Below are 21,096 nucleotides of genomic sequence, written 5' to 3'. Positions count from 1 at the left end.
CTTGCGCCATGGCTCGAGCACTACAACACTGAACGACGCCACAGCTCACTCGCAGGCCATCCACCCATCAGCCGCCTGTAACCAACGTGGTGGCCGGGTACACCTAGGCCGCGCTTAAGCAACGTCGCGAAGGGGGTACGTTGTCGTGACGTGAGCGCGCGCCCCCTTGAGGAGATCATCGACCCCAGCTGGGCCCGAGCCCTCGAACCCGTCGCGCCCGTCATCGCGGGGCTCGGCGACTTCCTGCGCGCCGAGGTCAGCGCCGGTCGCGGCTATCTCCCCTCGGGCGAGCACGTCTTGCGCGCCTTCACCCAACCGCTCGACTCGGTGCGGGTGCTCATCGTCGGCCAAGACCCGTACCCCACGCCCGGCCACCCCATTGGCCTGTCTTTCGCGGTCGCTCCGGACGTCACCCCCCTTCCGCGGAGCCTCGCCAATATCTATGCCGAACTCGTCGAGGACCTTGGCGTCGCCCGACCCACCACCGGCGACCTCACCCCGTGGACCGAGCGCGGCGTCCTACTCCTCAACCGCTGCCTCACGGTGAGCCCCGGCCGCCCGAACAGCCACCAAGGCCGCGGCTGGGAGGAGGTCACCGACTGCGCGATCGACGCCCTTGCTCGCCGCGGCGGCCCGCTCGTCGCGATCCTCTGGGGCCGCAATGCCCGCAACCTCGCGCCGCGCCTCGGCCCGGTCCCGCGGGTCGAAAGCGCCCACCCTTCACCGCTCTCCGCGCGGTCCGGCTTTTTCGGATCGCGCCCGTTTAGCCGCGCCAATGCCCTGCTCGTCGAGCAGGGATCCGAACCAATCGACTGGAGTCTCCCGTGATCGATACCCCTCGCACCTGGACCCGCTACGTCGCGATCGGCGACTCCTTCACCGAGGGGATGTCCGACGCCGACCCGACCCACGAGAATGCTTACCTCGGCTGGGCCGACCGGCTCGCTGCCCACCTGTCGCAGGCGGCGAGCGAGAAGGGGGAGAGCCTCCAGTACGCGAACCTCGCCATCCGCGGCCGCAAACTCGATGACGTCATCGGACGCCAGCTTGAGCTCGCGCTCGCGATGAAGCCCGACCTCATCTCGATGGTCGGCGGCGGCAACGACATCCTCCGACCGCGGGTCGACCTCGACGCCATCGCCGATCGGCTCGAAGAGGCCGTCGTCACCGCTCGGGCGACCGGCGCCGACGTGCTCCTGGCGACCCCCGTCGACCCATCTGAGGCGGGGCTGCTGAGCCCCCTTCGGACGCGCCAGGCGATCCACTCGGCGAATATCTTCGGGATCGCCCAGCGGCACGGGTGCGCCGTGATCGACCTGTGGTCGATGCGCGCCCTGCGCGATTGGCGGATGTGGTCCGAGGATCGGATCCACCTCTCCCCAGAGGGGCACCGCCGGGTCGCGCTCGCCGCTCTTGATGCCCTCGGCCACGAGACCGACCGGGACGATTGGACCCCCCGACTCCCGCCGCAAGATGCTGCCCGACGCGTGGACCAGTTGCGCGAGCATGGCGTCTGGGCCCGCACGCACCTCGGCCCGTGGGTGCATCGGCGCCTCACCGGTCGGTCCTCTGGTGACTCGATCGAGGCGAAGAGGCCGACGCTCACCCCCTTCGGCCCGCAGGATCTGCCGACCGCCTAAACCGCGCGAGGAGACCGCAGATGCGTTGATAGTGTGCCTACTATGACGCATTTGCGGGTTTCCGAGGCCGCCTCACTCCTCGCGGTCAGCGACGACACCGTCCGCCGCTGGATCGATGCTGGCCGACTCGACGCAAGCGAAGACGGCTCCGGCGTGATGGTCGTCGACGGCGCGGCCCTCGCCCAGGTCGCCCAGGACATCGCCCGGCCAGCCCCTGTCGGGGTGGTGCACTCCGAGTCGGCGCGCAACCGGATGCGCGGCATCGTCACCGAGGTCATCCGCGACACCGTGATGGCCCAGGTCAGCATGCAGGCGGGCCCCTTCCGCATCGTGTCACTGATGTCTCGAGAGGCGGCCGACGACCTCGGGCTCGAGCCCGGTTCGGTCGCCGTCGCGTCGATCAAATCGACCAATGTCGTGATCGGCACAGCGACGGAGCGCGCATGACCCCCCTTCGGGCCGCGGCCCTCATCACCGCGACGACCCTCGCCCTCGCGGCGTGCAGCAGTTCCGAGTCCGGGCCCAAGGACGCGGGGGCCTCCCCCGGCGGCACGACGATCCGGGTCGCGGCGGCCGCCTCGCTCACCAAGCCCTTTACCGAGATCGGCAAGGACTTCGAGGCCGCGAACCCGGGCACCACGGTCCAATTCACCTTTGCCGGCTCCTCTGATCTCGCCGCGCAGATCGAAGCCGGCGCCCCGGTCGATGTCTTCGCCTCCGCCGACGAGGCGAATATGACCAAGGCCGCCCAATACATCCTCGGGCACCCCACGCGGTTCGCGACCAACACCCTGACGATCGTCACCGCGCCGGGGAACCCGAAGGAGATCGGTAGCCTCGCCGACCTCGCGCGATCCGACCTCGACGTCGTGGTCTGTGCGCCCCAGGTCCCCTGCGGGTCCGCGACGAAGAAGGTCACCGACCTCGCCCAGGTCACCCTCACGCCCCGTAGCGAAGAGTCGAAGGTGACCGACGTCCTTGCCAAGGTGCGTGAGGGCGAGGCCGACGCTGGGCTCGTCTATGTCACCGACGCGAAGGGAGCCGGAGACGCCGTTACGTCGGTGAGCTTCCCCGAGGCGACGAAGGCGGTCAACGTCTACCCCATCGCGGTCATCCAGGACACGCATGAGGCGGAGCTCGCCGAGAAGTTCCGGGATTACGTGGCGAAGGGCGACGGCCAGGAGGTCCTTCGCGACGCGGGGTTTAAGGCCCCGTGAAACGCCGGTTCGCCCCGTGACGCGGCACGCGGGTGCGCGACCGGCGTCGCTCCCGTCGTGGTTGCTCCTGCCCGCGGCCCTCGCCGGACTCCTTGTCCTCGTGCCGCTGATCGGTCTCGCGGCCCGGGTCGATCCGGCGCAGCTCGGCCCCCTTCTCACCTCCAGCGCCTCGCGTGATGCGCTCTGGCTCAGCCTGCGCACGGCCGCGGCCGCGACGGCGCTCTGCCTCATCCTCGGCATACCGCTCGCGCTAGTCCTCGCCAGGACTCGCTGGCCCGGGCAGGGCGCGGTCCGCACGCTCGTCCTCGTCCCGCTCGTGCTGCCCCCGGTGGTCGGTGGCCTCGCCCTGCTGCTCACCTTCGGCCGGCGCGGGCTGATCGGCGAACACCTCCAGGTCCTCGGGATCCAGATCGCGTATTCGACCACCGCCGTCGTGCTCGCGCAGACCTTCGTCTCGCTCCCCTTCCTCGTCCTCTCACTCGAAGGCTCCCTGCGTGCCCTCGGCACCGGCTATGACGGGGTCGCGGCGACCCTCGGCGCGGGACCGACCCGCCGTCTGGTCCGCGTCACGCTGCCGCTGGTGTGGCCGGGCCTGCTGTCCGGGGCGGTCCTCGCCTTCGCCCGCTCCCTCGGCGAGTTCGGGGCAACCCTCACCTTCGCGGGCTCCCTGCAAGGCGTCACCCGCACTCTGCCGCTCGAGATCTACCTTCAGCGCGAGCAAGACCCCGACGCGGCGGTCGCCCTTGCCCTCTTGCTGGTGGTCGTGGCGGCGGCCATTGTCGGGGCGGTCTACGCCCGGACCGGCACGGTCTTTGGGAACCGAGCGTGACGACCACGCACGGCGAAGGGGGCGCCACCGGACTTGCTCTTCGGGCGGTATGGGCAGAGCGCGGGCTGGACGTCGACCTCCATCTCCCGCCGGGACGCCACGCGATCCTTGGCCCCAATGGCGCCGGCAAGTCCTCCCTCCTCGCGGTCGTGGCTGGGCTCGCCAGACCCGATTCCGGGCGAATCGTCCTCGGTGACGAGGTCCTGCTCGATACCGACGGGGGCTCCGACCGGCCTGCTCACCGGCGCGATGTCGCCCTGATGACCCAAGCGCCCCTGCTCTTCCCGCACCTCAGCGTCCGCGACAACGTTGCCTTCGGCCCGCGCAACCTCGGTCTGAGGAAGGGGGACGCGCGCGCCGCCGCGGACCGGTGGCTTGAGATCACCGGCACCGCCGCCTTCGCCGAGCGTCGCCCGAGCGAACTGTCCGGCGGCCAAGCGCAGCGAGTGGCGCTCGCCCGCGCGCTTGCGGCCGAGCCGCGGGTGCTGTTGCTCGACGAACCCATGGCCGCGCTCGACGTCGAGGCGGCGCCGGATCTGCGGGCCCTGCTGGCCCAGATCGCCTCAGACGCACGCCCGGACCTCACCCTGGTCCTCGTGACCCACGATCCACTCGATGTCCTCGCCCTGGCTGACGGGCCGGCCGACACCGCGACGGTCCTGCGCGCCGGCGGGATCGCCGAGCACGGTCTGGCCCGCGAGATCTTGACCCGGCCACGCAGTGAGTTCGCGGCGAGCCTCGCTGGCCTTAACCTCGCCCGCGCCCACGCGGCCGGACCGGACCACGTGCGCCTCGACGAGGGCCCCGGGACTGAGATCACCACGCGGGAGCACGGGTTGACCGGGGCGTGCTGGGTGACCTTCGAACCGCAGGCCGTCGCGCTCCACCGCTCGCGGCCCGAGGGATCGCCGCGCAACGCCTGGGCGGCACGGGTCACCTCGATCAGGACCACCGGGGGCCGGGCGGAGGTCTGGCTCGACGCACCCTTCCCCCTTCGCGCCGAAATCACGACCGCTGCCATCGCCGACCTCGCGCTTCACCCCGGCTCACGCGTTTGGGCCAGCGTCAAGGCCACCCAAATCCACACCTACCCCGCGGCTGCTGGCCGCTGATCAGGAGCCCAGGCGGCCGTCCTTGAAGTCCTGGAACGCCGTCTTCGATGCCTGGTCCAGCACGACGATCGACTGCCCATCCGGGCTGGTCCCAAACCCGCCCTTGGCGACTACGCGTCCGGACTTGCTGAGTTCGACGCGGTAGAAGCAGGCGGCGAAGGTCAGCATCTGCTCCGCCGTGAGGTTGCTCTTCGCGTGCTTGTCGATCGCGGTGAGAGCCTTCGGCAGGTGCGCTGGCCCGTCGAGCCGCGCCTGGACACCCGCCGCAGCGAGGAGCAGGCCCTGATTGCGGGAGCGGTCGAAGTCCCCACCGGGCAGGGTCTTGCGCTCGCGCGCCCAGATCAGTGCGTCCTTCCCGGAGAGCCGCAGCGCGCCCTTGCGCATCTGCCCGCCGTGCATCTGCGAGCGCATCGCGAACGGGGCGACGAACCGCAGCCCACCCATGTCGTCGATGACCTCGGCGAAACCCTCGAAGTCGATCAACACGTAGCCCCTCGGCGTGATCCCGGTGAGCGAGCGGAGCGCACCGACCTGCCCCTTCGGCCCGGCGTAGACCATCGCGGAGTTGAGCTTCCCATGGCCGTGACCGGGGATCGGTGCCCACACGTCGCGCGCAAACCCCATCACTCCGGACCCGCCCTGCCCATCGACGCCCACCAACTGGAGCGCGTCGGCGCGCGAGCGATCGACCGGCTCACCCGGGCGCGCGTCGGAGCCGATGAGCAGGACATGGCGGGTCCCCCCGAGATCGACCGCGCCATCCTCACCGAGTGAGGGCCACCAACCGCCGACCACCTCCCACGGGCTGCCCTTGCGCTGGACCGCCAAGGTGACGTCCTCACCCGCGACGACCACCGCGATGCGATCCCCGCGCCACCGACCGAGATGAGCCGTCCCTGCCACCTCGGAGCCCGCGTAACGCTCGGCGACGGCGTCGGTGAGGGACTGCGGTGCCCCCTTGATGGTGGCCGCTGCGGAGGAATTCGGCGGTGAGGACTGCGCGGTCGAGGCGTCCTGAGTGGTCGAAGGGGGTGCCCCGGCCTGGCCACCATCGGCGCATCCCGCAAGAAGCAGGCCGGCAGCAATGACCGCAACGAGCAGGCTGCGGGTTCGATGAGTCATAGCGGCATCGTCGTCGCTATCGTCGGGTCATGCCAGCAACGAGGCTGATGCCGACCGAAGAAGCCCATGACCTCATCGAGCTCACCCGCGACATCTGCGCGAAGTCGATCGCCCCGCAGGCCGCGCAGATCGAGGCGCAGGCCGCGACCGAAGAGGTCTTCCCCCGGGATGTCTTCACCTTGCTTGGTCAGGCGGGCCTGCTCTCCCTTCCCTATCCGGAGGAGTTCGGCGGCGGCGGACAGCCCTACGAGGTCTACCTGCAAGTGGTCGAGGAGATCGGTTCGGCGTGGATGGCGATCGCCGTCGGCACCTCGGTCCACTCGCTGACCTGCTATCCGGTGATGACCTTCGGCACCGACGAGCAGCGCGAGCGGATGCTCCCCGAGATGCTCTCGGGTGCTCAACTGGGCGCCTACGGGCTCTCGGAGCAGGCCGCCGGGTCCGATGTCGCCGCGATGACCACCCGCGCGAGCAAGACCGACGACGGGTGGTCGATCCGAGGGCGCAAGGCGTGGATCAGCCACGCCGGTCACGCCGACTTCTATACGACGTTTGCGCGGACGAGTGACGAAGGGGGACGCGGCCTCAGTTGCTTCGTCGTCCCGGCGGATGCCCCGGGCCTGAGTTTTGGACAGCCCGAGAAGAAGATGGGCCTGCACGGCGACACGGTGCGCGAGGTCATCTACGAAGACGTGCCCGTCGACGACTCGCGGCGGGTCGGTGAGGTCGGTCAAGGGATGGCGATTGCGCTCTCGGCCCTCGATGCCGGACGCCTCGGGATCTCGGCGGCCGCGACGGGACTTGCGCAAAGCGCCCTCGACGTCGCCGCCAAGTACGCGACCGAGCGAGAGCAGTTCGGCCGGCCCATCGCATCGAATCAGGGGCTCGCCTTCATGCTGGCCGACATGGAAGCCGCGGTGACGAGCGCGCGAGCGACCTACCTGCACGCCGCCCGCCTTCGGGACGCCGGACGCCCCTTCTCGAAGGAGGCCGCCGTCGCCAAGCTGATCGCGACCGACGCCGCGATGAAGGTCACGACCGACGCCATCCAGGTCCTCGGCGGCGCCGGGTACACCGAGGATTTCCCGGTCGAGCGCTACTTCCGTGAGGCGAAGGTGACCCAGATCTTCGAGGGCACCAACCAGATCCAGCGCCTCGTGATCAGTCGCGCCGTCCTGGCCGGCCTCTAAAAAAGAGCGGGCGCCCGGCGCTTCGTCCGGCTGGGCGGGGTGCCGAAGGTACGCCACCACGCACGATCCGCACCCCACCCCCAGCACCGGGGTGCCGAAGGTGCGCCACCACGCGCGATCCGCACCCCACCCCCAGCACCGGGGTGCCGAGGGTGCGCCACCACGCGCGATCTGCACCCCACCCCCAGCACGGGGGTGCGGAGAGTGCGCCATCACGCACCCTGCGCACCCCGCCGCCAGCTGGGGGGGTGCGAAGGGTGCCTAAGCGCGCCGACCTGGGCGGACTCTAAACGCCGCGCGCGTGCCCTCACCGCCTCCGACGACCTCGTCGGCGTACCAGGACTCGATGACTTCCGCCGTCTCGTCCGGCACCTCCAACATCGGCACGTGACCCACATCGGCGAACTCGACGTACCGCCAATGCGGGTTCACCTGAGCAGCCCACCGCGCCGCCGCGACGTGCACGAGGCGATCGCGGTCACCATGGATCAGCAGGACCGGGACGGCGATCTGGGCGAGGCGATGCCGCACGACGCGACGACGCGCCAGCGCGGCGATCATCGTGCGCGCGGCCTCGCGGAAGGCGGCCTGGAGTTCGGTGAAGCCGCGCTGCGCCCGGCCCGAGATGACGTGCGCCTCCAGTGCTCCCTGGTGCAACCGCTTCGTGTCGTGGATGCAGATATCGAGCACCGCCTTGATCCGCTCATCGCGCGACATCGGCTTGCCCGTCTTGGACCGGACGATCTCGACCAGCGGTGTGGCAAGGAGCGTCCCCAGGCTGCGGGCTTGGGCATCGGGGCGGAAGGGGGGCGCCGGCAGGGCCGGGTTGACGAGGACCGCGCCGAGGACCGGGGCGTTGGCCCGAGAGGCGACCAAGGTCGTGATCAGCCCGCCCATGGAGTTCCCGACCACCACCGATGGCTCGCCCACGACCTCTTCGATGAAGCGCCGCACCAACTCGGCGTTAGTCCGTACCGACGGCGAGTGGTGGAACGCCCTGGTGAAACCATGCCCGCCGAGGTCGAGCGCGTACACCGTCCGTCGGCGCGCCAGGCGCTCGCCGAGGAGCACCCAGTTCACGTGGCTGCCGCCTAGCCCGTGGACGAGGACGAAGGGCGGCTCGTCCCCCTTCGGGCCATCGAAGACGACGTAGTGCACCGGGCCGTTGAGGTCGGCCACCTGGCTGCGACCGCCGAAGGGGGCGGTGACGTCCGGGATCTCGGGGGTGGACGCGGGAGTACTCATCCGCCCAGTCAATCGCGCCTGCCCGCGCCGTGGCGAGGACGTGTGGTGCCGGTCACTATGCTCGGGCCCATGCAGATCACCGAATCCACCGTTGCCCTGGTCACCGGCGGCGCCTCCGGTCTCGGAGAGGCCGTCGTTCGCCACCTCCACTCGCTCGGCTCTGCCGTGGTCATCGTCGACCTACCCGGCGAGAAGGGGGAATCGCTCGCCGGTGAGCTCGGCGAGCGGGTGCGTTTTGCCCCAGCCGATGTGCGCGATGAGGAGCAGGTACAGGCCGCGGTGGACGCTGCCGTGGAGCTCGGCGAACTGCGGATCGTCGTCCAGTGCGCGGGGGTCGCGACCCCCGGCCGGGTGATCGGCCGCAAGGGCCCCCTACCGCTCGAGCGCTTCCGCAGCGTCATCGACATCAACCTCGTGGGCTCCTTCAATGTCATGCGCCTCGCCGCCGCCGCGATGTCGAGTAACGCGCCGACCGATGGCGACCGCGGCGTGATCGTGATGACCGCGTCGATCGCGGCCTATGACGGCCAGATTGGCCAGGCTGCGTACTCGGCGAGCAAGGCGGGGATCGTCGGCCTCACCCTGACCGCGGCGCGCGATCTCGCGGACAGCGAGATCCGAGTCGTCACGATCGCCCCCGGGATCTTCGCCACGCCCATGCTGGCCGAGTTGCCTCCCGAGGCCACCGCTCAGCTCGAAGCGGGGATCCCCCATCCCTCGCGGCTCGGCCAACCGGAGGAATATGCCCGCCTGGTCGCTCAGATCGTCGACCTTGGGATGCTCAACGGTGAGGTCATCCGCCTCGACGGAGCGCTGCGGATGCAGCCCCGCTGACCGCCCCTGCAGTTTGTATCAAAGGGTTGCTACAACGGCAGGATGCGCGTAGCGTCCGTCTTGTAGCGCTTAGTTGATACAAGGAGCGGCGTCATGACCAGCAACCTGGTGACCATCCCGATCGTGGCGGTGCTCGCCGCACTCATGATCGCGGGCAGCATCGCCACCCTCCTTCGCGCCGATGTCACGGTTGATCGTGATGACTACGCTGAGGTGCTCCACCTCCACCGGCGGGCGACGGGGTGGCGCTTCCTCGGGTTGATCGCTGCAGTCGTCACCACGCTCGCCCTCACGGTCGGTGGGTTGGGTGCGAACCTCTTCGGGCCCGGCCTCGCCGCTGCGGTCGCACCCGCGGCTTCTGCGATCGTCTTCCTTCTCGCGATCTGCCTGAGCGAACTCACCATTCGACGCTCAGAGACCCCCACGCGGACGGCGCAGGTCACCGCCCGGCGAGTCCGCGACCTCCTTCCCCGAGGACCTCTGGCCTTGGCCCTCATCGCCCTCGCACTCCTCGGGGCGGTGCTGGTTGGCGGGGTCATGCTCGGGTCCGCAGACGATCTGGGTCGTGCCGGACGGTCCCTCAGCGCAACCTGTACCGATGCTGCAGGGACCGTCACCGGCAATCAGTCCCACGGACCCTGGCCGGGCTCCTACTACGCCATCCCCATCGCGGTCGCAGCCCTGATTGCCATCGCCCTCTCGGCCATCACCTTGGCCGTGATTTCGCGCCGCCCGAGCCCAGGCACGGAGAGCACCTCGCTTGATCTGGTCTTGCGCCAATGGTCGGGCCGTGATGTCCTCCACGCCCTCGCTCTTGCCGCCTTCGCCACGATGTCTCCGGTCCTCGCCCTCATGGCTCTGGCCGCCGGTCACATGGAGTGCGGCCCCGGGTGGTTCGGCACCCTCGCGACGGGCGCCGCTATCGCCTCCGCGCTGAGCGCCGGGGCGGCGCTTGGCCTCTTCACCCTCTTGATGATCGGACCAACCCTGCGGGTCCCGCCCGAGGCGTCGCCGCAGGTGCGACGGTGAACGACACGATCTCGGTCGATCTGCTCGACCCGACCCCTCCCTACGAGCAACTTCGCCGTCAGCTGACCCTCCTCATCGAGACCGGCCAGCTGGAGCCCGGCGATCGCCTTGCGCCGGTACGTCAGCTGGCCCGCGATCTCGGACTGGCGTCCGGCACGGTGGCGCGCGCTTACCGCGAACTTGAAAGCGCCGGCCTCATCCAGACGCGGCGAGGTGCCGGGACCACGGTCGCGAGGCGGCCGCGCGATCCCGAGGGCACCGAGCACCTGCTGCGCGCGGCCGCCGATGAGTACGCGGCCCGGGCCCGCGCCCTCGGCGTCTCGGCCGACACCGCCCGGCGCGCACTCGATGAATCCCTTAGGCGGACCACGTAGCGACGAAGTACCCCACCCCGTACGGCGCCTCATCGAGCTGGACCTGCCCGCGAAGGGGGGACTCGCTCCCTTCCGCTGCGCCCGCCAGCACCTGGAGAGCGGCTCGCCCTCGGCACCACAACTCGGACGCGAGCGCGGGATCCAACTCCGCGAGCGCGGGAGCATCCACCGCGGCGAGAGCGCGCGCGATCTCGGCATCGAAGGCCTCGGCGCGCTCGTCGAAGTGACCCGGGGCCTTCACCGTGCGGGTCGCCGAACCGTCGGCGACGACCACGAGGACGACCGGCCCCTCGGCGACGAGGGCTCGACCCAGATCGCCGCACGCCCGCGGCGATGCATCGTGATGGATCCCGATCAGGCGAGCGGTCCGCCCTTCTGGCAGCACCATGCGACCGATCTCCAGGCCCGCCGGCAGGGCGCCAGGTGAGACCCGACCGGTCGTGAATCTGGCCGCCCCGGACGGCGCCTCCCACGCCCACTCCGTCGGTCCATCGTCCTGGCCACTCACGACAACCACCGACGCGTCCGGCGCTGTGGCACACAGGCTTTCGACGGCACCTCGGGCGATCTCGCGCACGCCCCGAAGCGGGTCGGCGGTCCCCCCGAGCCCAGGGAGCAGCGCCGGTGCCGCTGGGATGACCACCGCGCCGCGCAGGCTCATGCGAGCCCCCGGATGGTCAGACTCGGCGCCCGCTCGCCGCGCAACGTAGAGACCAAGTCGAGCACCTGGCGGGTTTCGGCGACCTCGTGCACCCGGTACACGCGCGCGCCGAGCCAGGCGGAGACGGCGGTGGTGGCGAGGGTGCCGATCACCCGATCGCTCAGTGGACGATCGAGGGTTTCGCCGACGAAGTCCTTGTTCGACATCGACACGAGGACCGGCCAACCGGTCGCGACCATCTCATCGAGGCGACGGGTGATCTCCAGGGTGTGGTGGGTGTTCTTCCCGAAATCGTGGGCCGGGTCGATCAGCACGCTCTCCCTGGCGACGCCCGCGGCGACCGCGCGCTCTGCGTACCCGAGGACTCCCTCGAGCACATCCGCGACGATGTCCTGCTCATACCCGACGCGGAAGGGGCGCGTGCGGACCTGCGCACCACCGGTGTGCGTGCAGACGATCGCGGCACCGAACTCGGCCGCGACATCGACCAGCTTCGGATCGACCCCACCCCAGGCGTCATTGAGGACGTCCGCGCCCACGGCGCAGACCTCACGCGCGACCTCATGGCGCCACGTGTCGACGCTAATCACCAGGTCGGGGTGTCGATCACGCACTGCCGCAACGAAACCCACCACCCGGTCGATCTCTTCGGTGACACTGACGTCCCCGCCGGGCGCCGCCTTGACTCCCCCGATATCCACCAGGTCGGCGCCCTGCTCCACGACCGCATCGACGCGCGCCATCGCGGCCTCGTCGGCGAAGGTCGCCCCCCTGTCGTAGAAGGAGTCCGGCGTCCGATTGACGATCGCCATCACCAGCATCGCGTCATCGGCGAACTCGCCCCGCCCCAGCCTCACCGGCTCACTCCCACATGCACGTCAGCGAGCGTAACCGGCCACGCTGACCGCGGGCGGACGCTGCACGACGGGCACCGGTCGCTCACGCCAGATCGTCGCTCCGCTCGCATCGCGCACGGGCTGCTGCAGCGTGTCGGACACCGCGAGCGCTGCGGCCGAAGGGGGTTCGCCGGCTCCCCCTTCTCTCTGGCGGCCGCGCTGGTAGGCGACCCCGAGGATCTCCGCGGCCATCACGGCGAGATCGTGGTCCTTTTGATGCCGGTGCGCGCGGGCTCCAAGGTCGACTTGGGCGATCCCGTCGAGCCCATATCGTTCGTAGGCGTCGAGCACGGCCGCGATCTCGACCCCGTACCCCGTCGGCACGCTGACCTGCTCGAAGAAGGTGCGCCGCACGGCCCACTCCCCCGCGAGCGGCTGCACCAAACCCGCGAGCTCCGGCCACCACAGGTTCAGCAGCGGCCGGGCGAGCAACTCGGTGACCCGGCCACCCTCGGGCGTCGGACGTTCACCCTCTCGCGTGAGGATCCGGTCGTAATACCCCTTCACGAGGTGGACCCGCGGGTCGGCGAGCAGCGGCCCAAGCAGTCCGGTGACGAAATGCGGACCCCAGTGCGTGAGATCGGCATCGATGAAGAGGATGAGGTCCGCCGTGGTGACGAAGAGCGACTTCCACAAGGCCTCGCCCTTGCCTGGGTAGCTCCCTTCGCCCGGAGCGATGTCTCGGGACCGGTAGACCCGGGCCCCGGCTGCCGCCGCGACTTCGGCCGTCGCATCGGTCGAGTCTGAGTCGATGACGATGAGTTCATCGACCACCGCCACCTGCTCGACGAGCGCGGTCCGCACGGCTGTCACTACATCGGCGACCGTCCGCTCCTCGTTGCGGGCCGGGATCACGACCGCGACGCGCTCTCCCCCTTCGGCCAAGCGGGAAGCCACCTGCGAAGCGCTCCACTGCTGGTGGCAGTAGCTCGACGTGGCGAACCACTCTCGCGCGCGGTGCAACATGTCCCCCCCTTCGCCATCGCCCGGACCGAACCCGAGATCAACGCTACGGGGTTGGCGGGGTCAGGACGAAGAGAGCAGCCGCCATGGACGCGCGACGATCAGCCCGACGACGACCGGCAGGAGGATGGCCCAGGCCACGCCCGCCACGGAGACGCTGAACGCGGTATCGGTGACCTCGGCGGTGAACCGCGATCCAATCCAGGGGAAGACACTGCCCGCCACCTCGCGGTCCCTCACCTCCGAGGCGAAGACCCCGTCGGCGAAGGCGAAGGTCGAGAGCATCAGCGACCAACTGACGATGACGAGGACGGCCAGGGCCGCGTACGTCCCGGCGACCCAGCGAGGGCGACGGCCCCGACCTTCGGCCATGGCGCGAGCCAGCATCCTCGGGTGGTCGATCTGTTCGACCGCATTCGACGAGCCCAACTCGGCGGCCGATGACCTTAAGACGGCGCGCAATTCCTTGCGCTCGACTCGCCGCCGGGCCCGAGGGACGCCGTAGTACTCCATCCAAAAGTCTAGGCGCTGGATCGCTGATTCGATCCGCATCGAGTCAAGAATGCTCATGACGACTACTCCTTCGGTGACGGGCGGGACGTGGTGAGGATCGTGTGGACCGACTCGGCGAGTTGGCCCCACGCCAGGCGGCGTTCGGCGAGGGCCGACCGCCCTTCGTCGGTAATCCGGTAGTACTTCCGCGCGGGCCCAGAGTCCGAGCGCTGCAGATAGGACGTGAGGTGACCCGCGCTCTCGAGGCGGGTGAGAGCGGGATAGATCGCGCCCTCGGTCAACTCGTCGAATCCCCCTTCGCGCAACTGCGTCAAGACGGCGTACCCGTATCCGTCCTCCTGGTCGAGCAGGCTGAGCAGGAGAAGGGAGAGCACCCCCTTCAGCATCTGCGGGTCATGATGTGGCATGACTCCCACGCTAAAATCAGTACCTTGCAGTGTCAAGTACTAAGGGAAGGTGAGTTCAGCTCGCACCTCGCGTACCCCTCGTTCGCCAGCGGGGTGCAAAGGGCGCCCCTCCACGCACCTTGCGCACCCCACCCTCCGGAGGCGGCATGCCGAGGGCGCTCCCGCCCGCACCCTGCGCACCCCGCCCGAGACATCAAAAGATGCCGCGCCCTTCCCGACGGAAGAACGCGGCATCGGTGATCCGACCCGATCGGCCGGCGAAGGGGGTTAGCGCAGCCAGCCGTTCCCGGCGATCTTGCTCCACCACCGGCCAAGGCCCAGGGTGTCGCCAGCGTAGGTGTACGCGATGACCCAGAGAACCAGCGCCTCGATCCAGTGCGCGTCGAAGATCGGGTTCGTGAAGTCCTCACCAGCGCGGCCAATCGGCAGCTCGGCGAGGTACATCATGAGCAGCAGCGCCGTGCCGGCCCAGGCGGCGATCTTCAGGCCCGCGCCGAGGAGAAGGGCGACGCCGATGCCGAGCAGGCCCGCCATGAAGAGGTAGTCCCAGATCCCGCCGGCGAAGTTGGCGAAGAAGCCGCCGAGCGGGCCTTCGGTCACCGCCGGGTTCATCGTGAGGAAGCCGGTGGTCGGTGACCCGCCGCGAACCCAGGCCGCCTCCGACGGGGTCGAGTACCCGAGGCCGAAGAGCTTGTCGAGGAAGGCCCACAAGAAGTAGAACCCGAGGACATATCGCAGGCCGACGAGCGCGGTGCGCGCGATCGGGGAGGAAACGACGTCCTCGAAGTGGGTGGCGGAGCGCGAGTTCGCGGCCGGCTGGGCGGCAGTGCGGGTACTCATGACAGACCTTTCCAATCGTGCAGGGATGACACCCCGCACCCACGCTGGATGCGGGGTCTAGTACCAATACAAAGTTTAATTGAGTGAAATATCTTCCACAACGAAGGGCCCCCTTCGCTCGAGGCGAAGGGGGCCCGTTCGGTCCGTTGATCGGTTAGGCCAACGCGGCGGCGAAGGCTTCCTCAAGGATGTCGGCGCCCTCCATCAGCAGGTCGTCACCAATCGTGAGCGGCGGCAAGAAACGGAAGACATTGCCGTAGGTACCGCAGGTCAAGGTGACGAGTCCGCGCTCGTGACAGGCCTTGTTGATCGCCGCGGTGAGCTCGGGGGCGGGGGTCTTCAGGTCGAGATCGCTCACCAGCTCGACCGCGAGCATCGCGCCTCGACCCCGGATCTCGCCGACGACCCCAGTGCGGTCGGCGATCGTTTGCAGGCGGGGGACAAGGAGCTCTTCGATGTGCCGGGCGCGGGCGTTCAGGTCGTCCTCTCGCATCGACTCGATGCTGGCAATCCCTGCGGCACAGGCGACCGGGTTGCCGCCATACGTCCCGCCGAGGCCACCGGGGTGGACCGCGTCCATGATCTCGGCCCGGCCCGTGACGGCGGCGAGCGGCATGCCGCCAGCGATCCCCTTCGCCGTGGTGATCAGGTCGGGAGCCACCCCTTCGTGGTCCATCGCGAACCAGTCGCCGGTGCGACAGAAGCCCGACTGGACCTCATCGGCGATGAAGACGATGCCGTGATCGTGGCAGTACTCGGCGACCCGCGCGATGTAGCCCTCGGGCGGGACGATGAACCCCCCTTCGCCCTGAATCGGCTCCAGAACGACTGCCGCGCAACGCTCTTCGCCGATCTGCGCGTGGACCGTCGACCGGAAGGCTTCGAACGCCTCGTCGAGACAGTTCTTCTCCCCCGTCGGCCACCGGTAGGGGTAGGCCATCGGGAGGCGGTAGACCTCGGGTGCGAAGGGGCCGAAGCCGTCCTTGTAGGGCATGTTCTTCGCGGTCATGCCCATCGTGAGATTGGTCCGCCCGTGGTAGCCGTGCTCGAAGACCGCGACGGCCTGGCGACCGGTCGCATGGCGGGCGATCTTCACGGCATTTTCGACGGCCTCGGCGCCGGAGGAGAGCAGGGCGCTGCGCTTGTCGTGGTCACCCGGGGTGAGTTCGGCGAGGAGCTCGCAGACCTCCACATACTCCTCGTAGGGCGTCACCATGAAACAGGTGTGGGTGAAGTCCTCCATCTGGCGCTGCACCGCCTCAACGACCCGAGGGTTGCGGTTGCCGACATTGGTAACCGCGATCCCCGAACCGAAGTCGATCAGCTGGTTGTCATCGACATCGCGCAGGATGCCCCCTTCGCCAGCGGTGACGTAGATGGGCAGACCCGTCCCCACGCCAGCGGAGACGGCCGCCATCTTGCGCTGCTGAAGTTCGATAGAGCGGGGGCCGGGGATGGAGGTCGCGAGGACGCGTTGCTGTTCGATCACAATGCCGATCGTAGACCCGCCGTGACCGGCGCCACATCCCGCCTGGTTAGCGGGTTCCGCCCCTTCTCGCACCTCCGAGTAACACCCGAAAGGGTGAGCCTCTACAGCGTTCCGCCTGGCCAGAGTCCCGTACCGTTGCGGACATGCCTGTCCCCCCCCGCTCCGATCCGCCTCGCCGTCGTGAATGACTACGAGTTGGTGGTTCGCGGTCTGGCGGCATTACTCGAGCCGTACGCGGATCGAATCGAGGTCGTCGAGCTGGACTCTGATGTCAGCGTGAGCCAGCCCGTCGACGTCGCACTCTACGACGCCTTTTCGATGGCCGGACTGCAAACGCAAGACATCGACCGGTTGATCAACAGCCCGCACGTGCCGAAGCTCGTCCTCTACACCTGGGCGCTCACCGAGGAACTCTCCGAAGAGGCCCTCGCTCGCGGCGTGTGCGCCGCCCTGCCAAAGTCCCTCTGCGCCAGTGACCTCGTCGAGGCGATCGAGCGAGTCCACGCTGGTGAAGAGGTCGTCGTCGAGGGCGTCCACGAGACCGCGACCGCGCCGGGCGGATCCTGGCCCGGTAAGCGCGAGGGTCTGACCGCGCGCGAGGCAGAGATCGTCGCCCTGATCACCGAGGGCCTGTCCAACAACGAGATCGCCCAGCGCACCTATCTGTCGATCAACTCGGTGAAGTCGTACATCCGCTCCGCCTACCGCGCGATGGGCGTCTCCTCGCGCAGCCAGGCCGTGCTGTGGGGCATCGACCACGGCTTCGCGCGCAACCGGCGCCGGGTCCTGCCGCCCACCAACGGCTCCGGGTTTCAGCACCCCTCCGGCACCGCCAAGCGCGCCGTCCGCTAGTTCGTCCGGCTGACCCCCTTCGCCGCGCCGTACGATCGTGGCGGTTGAGAGGAGAGGTCTCATGGCTCGAAGGGGTCCACGCGTCGCCCTGGTCTTAGCCGGGCTGATCGCGCTTTCGGGCTGCGGCGAGGAACCGCCGCCGAGCCCCGACCCGGGCACGTTCAGCACCACCTCGCGCTCGTCACCAACATCAGCCGCCGACGGCTCCGATCGGGCCATCCTCCTCGACGGCAAGCCCATGGCCTCGGACAGCTGGAAGGTGGCAACCTGCGACCCCGACCTCACCAGCGCGCGAGTCCCCCCTTCGGGCAAAGAGCCGGGGATCGAACTGCGCCTGCAGTGGTCCGGTGACGCCGCAACCATCCCGTCGCTAACGCTCTTGATGCCGAAGGGTTCGCGCGTCGAGCAGGTGCGACCGGGCCTGAGCAACGCCACCCGATCGGGCGAGTACGTCACGGTGCGGAGCGAGGTCGCGACCTCGGCGACGAGTTCCAAACCGCTCGTCTATCGCTTCACCTGCGCCCAGTCCTAAGACTTAGGGTCACGCAACGGAGCTGGCGAGGGGACTCGAACCCCTAACCACCTGTTTACAAGACAGGTGCGCTACCAATTGCGCCACGCCAGCGAGGTGCCGCGAGAAGCAGCGGCACGACGCTCGATGGTACGCGAAGGGAGCATCGCTTCTGCCAATCGCCGATCAGGATCGGGACGCCAGCGGGAGTGCGGCACGCATTAGTGGAGGTCGTCGGCGGCGGGACTCAGCACGCTACCGGGATTGAGGATGCCGCGCGGATCGAGGGCCGCCTTGATCGCACGCTGGGTCGCCATCGCGGCCGGGTCGAGTTCGCGCCCGAGCCAGGCGGACTTCAGTCGTCCCACCCCGTGTTCGCCGGTGATCGTGCCGCCCAGGTCGATGCCGAGTTGCATGATCGCGCCGAACGCGGCCTGCGCGCGCTCGGTCTGGTCCGGGTCGCTCGCGTCGAAGACGACGCTCGGGTGCATATTGCCGTCCCCGGCGTGCCCGGCGGTGGTCACCAGCACGTCATAGCGCGCGGCGATTTCCCGCACCCCCCGAAGGAGATCCACGAGGCGCCCCCGCGGGACGCAGACATCGTCGACCAGGTCGGTCCCGAGAGCAGCATGGGCGGGATTGACGAGCCGCCGAGCTTGGATCAGCAACTCTGCCTCCTGGACATCCTCGGCGATCACGACCTCCCCACCGTGGGCCTCAGCGATCCGAGCGAAGGTCTGCAGGTCCGTCCCTTGCCGGTCCGGGTCATCACTAGAGCAGATCAGCAAACCATCGGTCCCCGGCGGGAAGCCCAGATCCTGCAGCCGCGAGACGACCTCGAGGCTGGGCCCGTCCATCAGTTCCAGAAGGGAGGGCCGCACGCCGCTGCTCATCACCTCGGTGACGACCTGGCAGGCCTCGACGACATCGCCGAAGTACGCGGCGGCGGTGAGCGCAGGGGCGGGCTTCGGGCGGAGCGCAAGCGTCACCTCGGTGATGACGCCAAGCGTCCCCTCGGACCCGACGAAGAGGGCGGTGAGGTCGTACCCGGCGACCCCCTTCGCCGTCGCTCGCCCGGTCCGCATGATTCGGCCATCGGCGAGGACCACCTGCAGCCCGCGGACAAAATCGCGGGTCACCCCGTATTTCACGCAGCACAGGCCGCCGGCGTTCGTGGCGACGTTGCCCCCGATCGTGCTGATCTCCCAGGACGAAGGGTCCGGTAGGTAGGTCAGTCCGTGCTCCTCCGCGGCGCGCGTCAGCGTGGCATTGATGACGCCAGGCTCCACCACGGCAATCTGTTCGACCGGGTCGATCCGCAGGATCCGGTCCATCCCTTCCACGGACAGCAAGAGCGCGCCATCGATGGCGTTCGCCCCACCGGAAAGTCCCGTACGGGCGCCTTGCGGGACCACTGGCACCCGGTGCTCGTGCGCCCACGCGAGCGCCGTGCTGACCTGCTCGACCGTGCGCGCCCGCAGCAAGGCGAGGGGGCGACCCGTCGGAGCGAAGACCGCTCGGTCGCTGGCGTGCGCGGCCAGCACGTCGGCATCGGTCACGACCCGGTCGGACCCCAGCCGCTCGGTCAGGCGCGAGATGAGGTGAGTGCTCACCGATCCATCATGGACCGTGAACTCACCGGATGACGTAGCGGTTCAGGTAGCGCTGGAGCGAAGAGGTCGTCTGCGGACCCCACTTCCCATCGACATCCGCGCCGACCTTGCGCTGCAGGGCGCGAGTCGACTGCGGGCCGATGACCCCATCCTGGGGCACGCCGAGCACTCGCTGCAGCGCCTGATTGTCGGCCCGGTCCAAGGTGCCGTTGACCGGACGCTTGACCCACATCTCGATCCCGGCATTGGTCCGCGACCCTCGCACGCCGTCAACAACGAGCTTGCCGCCCGTCGAGGTGACCGGTGGGCGCGTCTGCCCCCGCGAGGGCTGCTTGTTGCCACCGTGGCCATACGGGTCGACGGCGAGGCCGTTGGCGACCGTGAGGCCCGCCCGTCGGGAGCACACCGGCCAGGCACCCGGTCCCTGCACGCGCAGCACCTTCTGCGCGATCTCAATCTGCTGGCCCTTGCTCGCCCGGTCTGCGGTCGGCGCGTACCGCCCCCCGCCGAAGCCGGTCCACGTCGAGGCGGAGAATTGCAGCCCGCCGTAGTACCCGTTCCCGGTGTTGATCGACCAGTTCTGGCCGCTCTCGCACTGCGCGACCCGGTCCCACACCGTCTCAGCCGCCCCCGCCGAGGTGGCGACGGCGATCCCGCCTCCCGCTGCCGCGAGGACCACCGCCGAGATCGCGGCACCCCGGTAGCGCCGGCTCTGGCGGGGTGCCTTCGGGGTCGCCTCGGCGTCGAGGGCGGCGGCAGAGTCGGGAGCAAGGCGCTTGGCCATGACAGGGGGTGTCCTTTCGGGCGACAGAATGGTCCGCCCGCGACGCTATGGCCCCATGCGTCACACCAACAACATCTGACCCGTAAGTACAGACTTGTAACTCCCGCCCCTCCTCTCCCCCTTCGGCAAAGGGGCGAACGACAGACGCCAACGGGCGGCCAGCGCGTGATCGCGCTGGCCGCCCGTTGGCGTCAGAGATTAAGAGGCCCGAACGGGTCAGAGCACCCGGTTCAGGTGGCGCTGGAGAGCCTTGACGGTACCCGGGCTCCACTGACCGGTCTGGCGCACGCCGACCTTCTTCTGGATCGCCTTGACCGTGCGACGGTCGTTGATCCACCCGTTGCGCTGGTGCGCGGGCAGGCCGACCTTGCGCTGCAGCTTGCGGACGTCGTTGCGCTGCAGGGAGCCATTGCGCGACCCGCCGACCCAGATCTCGAGGCGGTAGTTGGTGGTCGAGCCACGCTTACCGGTGACGGGCAGGGCCTTGCGGCCGTGAGTGGTCCTGGCGACCTTCGGCGCCTTCTTCTTCACGGTGCCAGTCGGCGCGGCGAGGCCATTGGCCTTGGTGAGACCCGCGCGACGGCCACAGTGCGGCCAGGCGCCTGGGCCCTGCGAGCGCAGCACCCGCTTGGCGACGGTGATCTGCTCGGCGCGAGTCGCCTTGTTGGCGGTCGAGGCAAACTGACGGCCGCCGTGGCCGGTCCAGGTCCGGGAGTGGAACTGCAGACCGCCGTAGTAGCCGTTGCCGGTGTTAATGCTCCAGCGGCCACCGGACTCGCACTGGGCGACGCGGTCCCAGACATTGCTGGGGGCGGCCTGCGCGCTGGAGGCTGCGGCGACCGATCCGGCGGCGACGGTGGCTCCGGCGACGGCGACGCCGGCAGCGCGGCGAGCCACGGTCGACGTGGGCTTTCGTTCAGCATGCTTCGCGGCGTAGAACATGATGCGGGAAGGACCTTCCATCAGGGGATTTCC

25 protein-coding genes and 1 tRNA gene are annotated in these 21,096 nt (G+C 69.3%); 13 read left to right on the top strand and 13 right to left on the bottom strand.

The features are described from left to right. The 7 genes from AB8K43_RS04980 to AB8K43_RS04950 all read left to right on the top strand — a co-directional run. The coding region (locus AB8K43_RS04980; protein ID WP_370892097.1) for an integrase core domain-containing protein at nt 1-81 on the top strand (81 nt) is incomplete at its 5' end. Between the two features lie 69 nt (nt 82-150). Then, a complete protein-coding gene (locus AB8K43_RS04975; protein ID WP_370892079.1) occupies nt 151-828 on the top strand; it encodes a uracil-DNA glycosylase in 678 nt (225 codons plus the stop codon). Further along, the gene (locus tag AB8K43_RS04970) at nt 825-1,640 is read left to right on the top strand and encodes an SGNH/GDSL hydrolase family protein (RefSeq protein WP_370892077.1); all 816 of its coding nucleotides are present in this window, start codon (nt 825-827) and stop codon (nt 1,638-1,640) included. The genes AB8K43_RS04975 and AB8K43_RS04970 overlap by 4 nt, the downstream gene beginning before the upstream one ends. Before the next feature lie 42 nt (nt 1,641-1,682). Next, complete coding sequence (locus AB8K43_RS04965) at nt 1,683-2,087, top strand: molybdopterin-binding protein (protein ID WP_370892075.1); 405 nt, start codon at nt 1,683-1,685, stop codon at nt 2,085-2,087. Continuing rightward, nucleotides 2,084-2,857: a molybdate ABC transporter substrate-binding protein gene (gene modA / locus AB8K43_RS04960; RefSeq protein WP_370892073.1), complete on the top strand. Its 774-nt coding sequence runs from the start codon at nt 2,084-2,086 to the stop codon at nt 2,855-2,857. The genes AB8K43_RS04965 and modA overlap by 4 nt, the downstream gene beginning before the upstream one ends. A gap of 16 nt (nt 2,858-2,873) precedes the next feature. Beyond that, nucleotides 2,874-3,686, top strand: a complete 813-nt coding sequence (locus AB8K43_RS04955) for an ABC transporter permease (RefSeq protein ID WP_370892072.1) — start codon at nt 2,874-2,876, stop codon at nt 3,684-3,686. Then, on the top strand, nt 3,683-4,798 hold the full coding sequence (locus AB8K43_RS04950; RefSeq protein ID WP_370892070.1) for a sulfate/molybdate ABC transporter ATP-binding protein: 1,116 nt from the start codon (nt 3,683-3,685) through the stop codon (nt 4,796-4,798). Before AB8K43_RS04955 ends, AB8K43_RS04950 begins: the two co-directional genes overlap by 4 nt. Here the strand turns inward: AB8K43_RS04950 and AB8K43_RS04945 are convergent, their stop codons facing one another. After that, complete coding sequence (locus AB8K43_RS04945) at nt 4,799-5,920, bottom strand: LCP family protein (protein WP_370892068.1); 1,122 nt, start codon at nt 5,918-5,920, stop codon at nt 4,799-4,801. A 29-nt stretch (nt 5,921-5,949) separates the two neighbouring features. Here AB8K43_RS04945 and AB8K43_RS04940 point away from each other — a divergent pair, with 29 nt between their 5' ends. Beyond that, nucleotides 5,950-7,110, top strand: a complete 1,161-nt coding sequence (locus AB8K43_RS04940) for an acyl-CoA dehydrogenase family protein (protein WP_370892066.1) — start codon at nt 5,950-5,952, stop codon at nt 7,108-7,110. Nucleotides 7,111-7,371: 261 nt separating this feature from the next. Here AB8K43_RS04940 and AB8K43_RS04935 read toward each other — a convergent pair whose 3' ends face one another. Beyond that, nucleotides 7,372-8,355 (bottom strand): alpha/beta fold hydrolase, encoded by a 984-nt coding sequence (locus tag AB8K43_RS04935; RefSeq protein WP_370892064.1) that lies wholly within the window; start codon nt 8,353-8,355, stop codon nt 7,372-7,374. Nucleotides 8,356-8,424: 69 nt separating this feature from the next. Between AB8K43_RS04935 and AB8K43_RS04930 the strand changes: the two genes are divergently transcribed. The 3 genes from AB8K43_RS04930 (at nt 8,425) to AB8K43_RS04920 (ending at nt 10,592) form a co-directional block, all read left to right on the top strand. Then, nucleotides 8,425-9,189 (top strand): SDR family NAD(P)-dependent oxidoreductase, encoded by a 765-nt coding sequence (locus AB8K43_RS04930; RefSeq protein ID WP_370892062.1) that lies wholly within the window; start codon nt 8,425-8,427, stop codon nt 9,187-9,189. Between the two features lie 93 nt (nt 9,190-9,282). Then, on the top strand, nt 9,283-10,218 hold the full coding sequence (locus AB8K43_RS04925; RefSeq protein WP_370892060.1) for a hypothetical protein: 936 nt from the start codon (nt 9,283-9,285) through the stop codon (nt 10,216-10,218). After that, the gene (locus AB8K43_RS04920; protein WP_370892058.1) at nt 10,215-10,592 is read left to right on the top strand and encodes a GntR family transcriptional regulator; all 378 of its coding nucleotides are present in this window, start codon (nt 10,215-10,217) and stop codon (nt 10,590-10,592) included. Before AB8K43_RS04925 ends, AB8K43_RS04920 begins: the two co-directional genes overlap by 4 nt. On the opposite strand, the gene AB8K43_RS04915 is transcribed toward AB8K43_RS04920, so the two are convergent. The 7 genes from AB8K43_RS04915 to gabT all read right to left on the bottom strand — a co-directional run bounded on the left by AB8K43_RS04915 (nt 10,576) and on the right by gabT (nt 16,361). After that, a complete protein-coding gene (locus AB8K43_RS04915; protein ID WP_370892056.1) occupies nt 10,576-11,253 on the bottom strand; it encodes a hypothetical protein in 678 nt (225 codons plus the stop codon). The two genes, AB8K43_RS04920 and AB8K43_RS04915, sit on opposite strands and share 17 nt — an antisense overlap. Then, on the bottom strand, nt 11,250-12,110 hold the full coding sequence (gene folP, locus AB8K43_RS04910; RefSeq protein ID WP_370892055.1) for a dihydropteroate synthase: 861 nt from the start codon (nt 12,108-12,110) through the stop codon (nt 11,250-11,252). The genes AB8K43_RS04915 and folP overlap by 4 nt, the downstream gene beginning before the upstream one ends. A 21-nt stretch (nt 12,111-12,131) precedes the next feature. Further along, a complete protein-coding gene (locus AB8K43_RS04905) occupies nt 12,132-13,115 on the bottom strand; it encodes a glucosyl-3-phosphoglycerate synthase (protein WP_370892053.1) in 984 nt (327 codons plus the stop codon). A gap of 60 nt (nt 13,116-13,175) precedes the next feature. Then, the gene (locus AB8K43_RS04900; RefSeq protein ID WP_370892051.1) at nt 13,176-13,682 is read right to left on the bottom strand and encodes a hypothetical protein; all 507 of its coding nucleotides are present in this window, start codon (nt 13,680-13,682) and stop codon (nt 13,176-13,178) included. Between the two features lie 5 nt (nt 13,683-13,687). Then, nucleotides 13,688-14,032, bottom strand: coding sequence for a PadR family transcriptional regulator (locus AB8K43_RS04895; RefSeq protein ID WP_370892049.1), 345 nt, complete (start codon nt 14,030-14,032; stop codon nt 13,688-13,690). A 267-nt stretch (nt 14,033-14,299) separates the two neighbouring features. After that, nucleotides 14,300-14,872 carry a DoxX family protein gene (locus AB8K43_RS04890; RefSeq protein ID WP_370892047.1) on the bottom strand — a complete coding sequence of 191 codons (573 nt, stop codon included), beginning with the start codon at nt 14,870-14,872 and terminating at the stop codon, nt 14,300-14,302. A 154-nt stretch (nt 14,873-15,026) separates the two neighbouring features. Continuing rightward, nucleotides 15,027-16,361 carry a 4-aminobutyrate--2-oxoglutarate transaminase gene (gabT, locus tag AB8K43_RS04885; RefSeq protein ID WP_370892045.1) on the bottom strand — a complete coding sequence of 445 codons (1,335 nt, stop codon included), beginning with the start codon at nt 16,359-16,361 and terminating at the stop codon, nt 15,027-15,029. 180 nt (nt 16,362-16,541) lie between these two features. Between gabT and AB8K43_RS04880 the strand changes: the two genes are divergently transcribed. Together AB8K43_RS04880 and AB8K43_RS04875 are read left to right on the top strand one after the other, a co-directional pair. Continuing rightward, complete coding sequence (locus tag AB8K43_RS04880; RefSeq protein WP_370892043.1) at nt 16,542-17,213, top strand: DNA-binding response regulator; 672 nt, start codon at nt 16,542-16,544, stop codon at nt 17,211-17,213. Nucleotides 17,214-17,274: 61 nt separating this feature from the next. Next, nucleotides 17,275-17,745: a hypothetical protein gene (locus AB8K43_RS04875; RefSeq protein WP_370892041.1), complete on the top strand. Its 471-nt coding sequence runs from the start codon at nt 17,275-17,277 to the stop codon at nt 17,743-17,745. A 20-nt stretch (nt 17,746-17,765) separates the two neighbouring features. Here the strand turns inward: AB8K43_RS04875 and AB8K43_RS04870 are convergent. The 4 genes from AB8K43_RS04870 to AB8K43_RS04855 all read right to left on the bottom strand — a co-directional run bounded on the left by AB8K43_RS04870 (nt 17,766) and on the right by AB8K43_RS04855 (nt 21,084). Continuing rightward, nucleotides 17,766-17,838, bottom strand: a tRNA-Thr gene (locus AB8K43_RS04870). A 107-nt stretch (nt 17,839-17,945) separates the two neighbouring features. After that, nucleotides 17,946-19,337 (bottom strand): FAD-binding oxidoreductase, encoded by a 1,392-nt coding sequence (locus AB8K43_RS04865; protein ID WP_370892039.1) that lies wholly within the window; start codon nt 19,335-19,337, stop codon nt 17,946-17,948. 22 nt (nt 19,338-19,359) lie between these two features. Next, nucleotides 19,360-20,121, bottom strand: a complete 762-nt coding sequence (locus AB8K43_RS04860) for a transglycosylase family protein (protein ID WP_370892037.1) — start codon at nt 20,119-20,121, stop codon at nt 19,360-19,362. A gap of 216 nt (nt 20,122-20,337) precedes the next feature. Continuing rightward, nucleotides 20,338-21,084: a transglycosylase family protein gene (locus tag AB8K43_RS04855; RefSeq protein WP_370892036.1), complete on the bottom strand. Its 747-nt coding sequence runs from the start codon at nt 21,082-21,084 to the stop codon at nt 20,338-20,340. Between the last annotated feature and the right edge of the window lie 12 nt (nt 21,085-21,096).

Origin of the sequence: Janibacter sp. GXQ6167 (assembly GCF_041365945.1) — a bacterium.
Lineage (GTDB): Bacteria > Actinomycetota > Actinomycetes > Actinomycetales > Dermatophilaceae > JBGFSK01.
This window is presented reverse-complemented; position numbering and strand designations above follow the sequence as displayed.

Bases quoted from the DNA above. Each gene is read 5' to 3' on its own strand.
- AB8K43_RS04965 (WP_370892075.1), top strand. From the start codon at position 1,683: ATGACGCATTTGCGGGTTTCCGAGGCCGCCTCACTCCTCGCGGTCAGC.
- modA (WP_370892073.1), top strand. From the start codon at position 2,084: ATGACCCCCCTTCGGGCCGCGGCCCTCATCACCGCGACGACCCTCGCC.
- AB8K43_RS04945 (WP_370892068.1), bottom strand. From the start codon at position 5,920: ATGACTCATCGAACCCGCAGCCTGCTCGTTGCGGTCATTGCTGCCGGC.
- AB8K43_RS04940 (WP_370892066.1), top strand. From the start codon at position 5,950: ATGCCAGCAACGAGGCTGATGCCGACCGAAGAAGCCCATGACCTCATC.
- AB8K43_RS04935 (WP_370892064.1), bottom strand. From the start codon at position 8,355: ATGAGTACTCCCGCGTCCACCCCCGAGATCCCGGACGTCACCGCCCCC.
- AB8K43_RS04930 (WP_370892062.1), top strand. From the start codon at position 8,425: ATGCAGATCACCGAATCCACCGTTGCCCTGGTCACCGGCGGCGCCTCC.
- AB8K43_RS04925 (WP_370892060.1), top strand. From the start codon at position 9,283: ATGACCAGCAACCTGGTGACCATCCCGATCGTGGCGGTGCTCGCCGCA.
- AB8K43_RS04915 (WP_370892056.1), bottom strand. From the start codon at position 11,253: ATGAGCCTGCGCGGCGCGGTGGTCATCCCAGCGGCACCGGCGCTGCTC.
- AB8K43_RS04905 (WP_370892053.1), bottom strand. From the start codon at position 13,115: ATGTTGCACCGCGCGCGAGAGTGGTTCGCCACGTCGAGCTACTGCCAC.
- AB8K43_RS04900 (WP_370892051.1), bottom strand. From the start codon at position 13,682: ATGAGCATTCTTGACTCGATGCGGATCGAATCAGCGATCCAGCGCCTA.
- AB8K43_RS04895 (WP_370892049.1), bottom strand. From the start codon at position 14,032: ATGCCACATCATGACCCGCAGATGCTGAAGGGGGTGCTCTCCCTTCTC.
- AB8K43_RS04890 (WP_370892047.1), bottom strand. From the start codon at position 14,872: ATGAGTACCCGCACTGCCGCCCAGCCGGCCGCGAACTCGCGCTCCGCC.
- AB8K43_RS04875 (WP_370892041.1), top strand. From the start codon at position 17,275: ATGGCTCGAAGGGGTCCACGCGTCGCCCTGGTCTTAGCCGGGCTGATC.
- AB8K43_RS04860 (WP_370892037.1), bottom strand. From the start codon at position 20,121: ATGGCCAAGCGCCTTGCTCCCGACTCTGCCGCCGCCCTCGACGCCGAG.
- AB8K43_RS04855 (WP_370892036.1), bottom strand. From the start codon at position 21,084: ATGGAAGGTCCTTCCCGCATCATGTTCTACGCCGCGAAGCATGCTGAA.